The organism is Methylophaga sp. (assembly GCF_965655755.1).
Lineage (GTDB): Bacteria > Pseudomonadota > Gammaproteobacteria > Nitrosococcales > Methylophagaceae > Methylophaga.
Genome location: NZ_CBFHHW010000064.1, coordinates 1 through 3644 on the forward strand (window position 1 = coordinate 1; position 3644 = coordinate 3644).

General features: G+C 43.4%; 6 protein-coding genes. 2 read left to right on the plus strand and 4 right to left on the minus strand.

The genetic code is table 11. From position 1 onward, the window contains the following. The coding region (locus ACTF5U_RS12260; RefSeq protein WP_438971919.1) for a hypothetical protein at nucleotides 1–649 on the plus strand (649 nt) is incomplete at its 5' end. 77 nt (nucleotides 650–726) lie between these two features. Here ACTF5U_RS12260 and ACTF5U_RS12265 read toward each other — a convergent pair. Further along, complete coding sequence (locus ACTF5U_RS12265; protein WP_438971920.1) at nucleotides 727–1041, minus strand: pyrimidine/purine nucleoside phosphorylase; 315 nt, start codon at nucleotides 1039–1041, stop codon at nucleotides 727–729. A gap of 10 nt (nucleotides 1042–1051) precedes the next feature. Beyond that, a complete protein-coding gene (gene ubiK, locus ACTF5U_RS12270; protein WP_438971923.1) occupies nucleotides 1052–1294 on the minus strand; it encodes a ubiquinone biosynthesis accessory factor UbiK in 243 nt (80 codons plus the stop codon). A 174-nt stretch (nucleotides 1295–1468) separates the two neighbouring features. Here ubiK and ACTF5U_RS12275 point away from each other — a divergent pair, with 174 nt between their 5' ends. Beyond that, on the plus strand, nucleotides 1469–1873 hold the full coding sequence (locus ACTF5U_RS12275) for a YhcB family protein (RefSeq protein WP_438971921.1): 405 nt from the start codon (nucleotides 1469–1471) through the stop codon (nucleotides 1871–1873). 44 nt (nucleotides 1874–1917) lie between these two features. On the opposite strand, the gene ACTF5U_RS12280 is transcribed toward ACTF5U_RS12275, so the two are convergent. Both ACTF5U_RS12280 and ACTF5U_RS12285 read right to left on the minus strand, forming a co-directional pair. After that, nucleotides 1918–2817, minus strand: a complete 900-nt coding sequence (locus ACTF5U_RS12280; RefSeq protein WP_438971922.1) for an EamA family transporter — start codon at nucleotides 2815–2817, stop codon at nucleotides 1918–1920. A 134-nt stretch (nucleotides 2818–2951) separates the two neighbouring features. Beyond that, nucleotides 2952–3161: a cold-shock protein gene (locus ACTF5U_RS12285; protein ID WP_008291689.1), complete on the minus strand. Its 210-nt coding sequence runs from the start codon at nucleotides 3159–3161 to the stop codon at nucleotides 2952–2954. Between the last annotated feature and the right edge of the window lie 483 nt (nucleotides 3162–3644).

Here is a 3644-nt window from a genome sequence, read left to right on the forward strand (position 1 = left end):
TAAGGAACACAACCGCATGAAAAACTTCCTCTACCTTTTCGCTCTTCTTGTGCCCCTATTTCTCACGGCCTGTGGCAGTGACCACTTTGAGGGTCGCTATACCGATCCGGAGGGTGTTACAAACTTTGAGTTTCGTCCTGACGGCGAGCTACACATCATCACTGATTCCAATGAAATCACGACCGAGTATAAATACAATGCTGGTAATCAATCCATCACTTTAGTTAATGATGAAATTTTACCGAACCAAACGCTAAAGGTGACGGAGACTGGTAATCTGGTTTCCGAATCGCTCACCTTAAGCCGAGCAGTAGACAGAGAAATGCTGGTTGATTCCACCTGGATTGGCAATCAGGGAAAATACACTTTTGCCCTTACATTCACACAGACTGATAAGGGACTGGAAACATTTTCTGAGTTAGTTACCTACTTTGAAGATGATATGACTTATATTTATCAAACCGATGACAGCCTGACTGTACTCAACGGCAATACTTTATCGCTGGATCAAACCCTTTATACCGTCTCAGACGTCACGGATAACAGTTTCAAAATCGCCATAGCCGGTAACAGCATGGTGCTCAACAAACAGCCGAAAAACACAGCGGTTGAATTTCGTGAAGGCTATACCGACGACAGTGATAGCTAAGGCTACTCACTTTCCGGTTTTCATAACTAAAAAAGGCGCCTCTGGCGCCTTTTTTACAAATCTGATTTGAACTTAATTCAGCCCAGATAAGTGCAGCAATAATCCACCAGCTCAAAAATTTTGATATCAAACGATGAGTCAGCAGGCACATTGAACGATTCACCCGCCTGGATATCATGCCACTGGGTATCGCCTTTAAGACAATAACTTAATTTACCCGCCATAATTTCCATTAACTCGGCCTTTTCAGTACCGAATGTATACTCACCAGGCATCATAATACCCAGTGTTTTATAACTTCCATCAGTAAATGTCACCTTGCGACTGGTCACCTTACCATCGAAGTACACGCTTGCTTCACGAGTGACCGTGACACCATTAAATTCAGACATAAATGTTCTCTTATTTATTTTGTTCCAGTTCTGTTACGCGTATTTCCAGCGCTTCCAGCTTTTCACGGGTACGATGCAGTACTTGCGTTTGCACATCATATTCTTCACGTGTCACCAAATCCAGCTTATTGAATGTGGCCGTTAATGCTGTACGAATATTCTTCTCAGCATCTTCCTGCATTTGCACCAAACCCGGTGGTAAAGCATTGGTGATACTTTGAACTACTTCCTCGATTTTCTTGGTATCAATCATCATTTATCCTTTTAAGTCTTGTCTTAGCCTATTCTACGGTATTCATAGACAGACACAATTTGTTAATTGCTCATGAAGGTCATCCAGAATGGAACCGGAACATGATTGAAAATACATTGTCATGAAGTAGTAGCCTCGCTAGACTAGACCTATTAACCAAAAACGGAATGACACATGACCGCTACCACAATCTGGACTCTCTTTACGCTTGCCGTGATCTTTGCCGCTTTAATCGGTTTCGCTTTTGGACGCCGTCAGGCACCGGGCGGTACAGCACAATTAAAAGACGTTCAGGAACAGCACGAAACCGAACTGGCTCAGAAACAACTCGAGTTGGAAGCGTATCAGCAGAAAGTGCATGATCACTACGATAAGACAGCCACCGTGTTCAAAAACATGGCCGGCTCGTATAAAGAACTGTTCGACCACTTATCTGTGGGTTATGAACAATTGGGCAATCATTCGGATCAACGTGTTCTTCCGGAACGCGCCGGCGCATTGCTTGATGGCCCCGACACACAACCCAAAACGGATTTTATGAATCCTCATGATAACGATGAGGACGCCTTAACACGTTAGAGTCATCACCCGACGTAGCAGCAAATCCTTAACCAGAATACTTTTTAGCTATTCGTATGTTTCGAAGATGAAGGTCCGTAATTTGTCTTTATGCTCAGTGTGGTCACTGCAATTAATATCAGCCCCATCCCCAAAACTTGCGGTGCAATCAGGTTTTCGTTTAAAAACACAAAGCCGAATAAGGATGCGGTAACCGGTTCAACCATTGCCACCACTGAAGCTATAGACGGCAACGTATTTTTCAGGCCGATAATATAAAAAACGAAGGATATCCCCGCACCGAACACCCCTAGAGATAGAAATAATGGCCACTTTTCAGAGCGGGTCACTTCAAGCAATTGCTCAGCAGTAGCAGGCCAGATCAGAGCGATCGCCGCTACCAGAAATGCAATTGAAAGAATTGCCGGCGGGCTGCCATGTGGAACGGCATACTTGAACCCGAAAATAAATAAGGCATAAGACAGGCCTGCCAGTAATCCGGCCCCCACGCTGATGAAAGAAAGACCACTGGCCTCAATATCATGAATTTGGGTAAGAAAGCCGATGCCCACCATGACCAATACAATCGCACCCCACTTCGTGGCGGTGGGACGTTCAAGCTTTAATGCAAATGACACCAGATAGACAAAAACCGGCGCGCAGTACATCAATGTAGCCGCGACCGCGATGCTTCCATGAGAAATACTGAGAAAGTAGAACGAAAAGTTACCAGCAAATCCCAGACCGGCAACCGCAGACCAGAACCATACTTTAAAACTAGTCAGTCCACTATTCCGAGGGCGAAGACTCAGCCAGACAAAAACAAAAAGCAGTCCAATCGCAGCCCGGTAAAATGACACCACAAAGGGTCCCCATCCATCGGCCATCAGCATAGCGCCGATACCACCGGCTAAGCCCCAGAAAAAAGCAGCTAACACTACAAAAAGGATACTCGCCCCTATCATTTATCTCGCTTTTGTCATGAAATTAAAACGGATTAAATTCAAGCGTATCTGACCGCATTGATTATGTCTGTTCAGCAGGCAAAAAAAAAGGCAAGTCCCGAAAGACTTGCCTTTTAAATAGCGAGAGCTATTGTTTATACAGCAACAATATTCTCTGCTTGTGGTCCTTTCTGACCAGTTGTCACTGTAAATTCAACTTTTTGACCTTCCATCAGCGTTTTAAAGCCTGAGCTTACAATCGCACTGAAGTGGGCAAAAACATCTGGGCCAGATGCTTGCTCGATAAAACCAAAACCTTTCGCTTCATTGAACCACTTAACGGTTCCTGTAGTTGTATTAGACATAATAGAATCCTGAAAATTAATAAGATAACGCCTTCAAAGAGGCTTGAATTGCATGGAAATTTAGACTGGAACTTAAAAACTGCAGGACGAGGTATTACGAATAAAACGGCGAAATGTAGGATGTAAATCAGAAAATGTTTCTTAGCGGAGTCTACAGTATAGCGTTTGATGATACTTGTCGAGCTTTATTTATTCATAACTCGCTCTGTCAGCGTTATTTCAAGGTTATTTTCACCGACCATATTGCAGCACCTTCACTGAAAATCTGGCTGAAGATCATCCAAATCAAGTCGCTGCCATCTTGGTTCTGTTATGCAAGCTATTTAGAAAAAACATTCATCACGATTACGCCACAAATAATCATGGCCATACCAATCATTTCCGGCGTATCTATTTTTTGATTGAAAACGATAAAACCCACTATCGTTAATAGATAAGATATACATGTCCTATCTTCACTTTCTATAGATAGCCATTCCCCTA

Bases quoted from the DNA above. Each gene is read 5' to 3' on its own strand.
- ACTF5U_RS12280 (WP_438971922.1), bottom strand. From the start codon at position 2,817: ATGATAGGGGCGAGTATCCTTTTTGTAGTGTTAGCTGCTTTTTTCTGG.
- ACTF5U_RS12285 (WP_008291689.1), bottom strand. From the start codon at position 3,161: ATGTCTAATACAACTACAGGAACCGTTAAGTGGTTCAATGAAGCGAAA.
- ubiK (WP_438971923.1), bottom strand. From the start codon at position 1,294: ATGATTGATACCAAGAAAATCGAGGAAGTAGTTCAAAGTATCACCAAT.
- ACTF5U_RS12265 (WP_438971920.1), bottom strand. From the start codon at position 1,041: ATGTCTGAATTTAATGGTGTCACGGTCACTCGTGAAGCAAGCGTGTAC.
- ACTF5U_RS12275 (WP_438971921.1), top strand. From the start codon at position 1,469: ATGACCGCTACCACAATCTGGACTCTCTTTACGCTTGCCGTGATCTTT.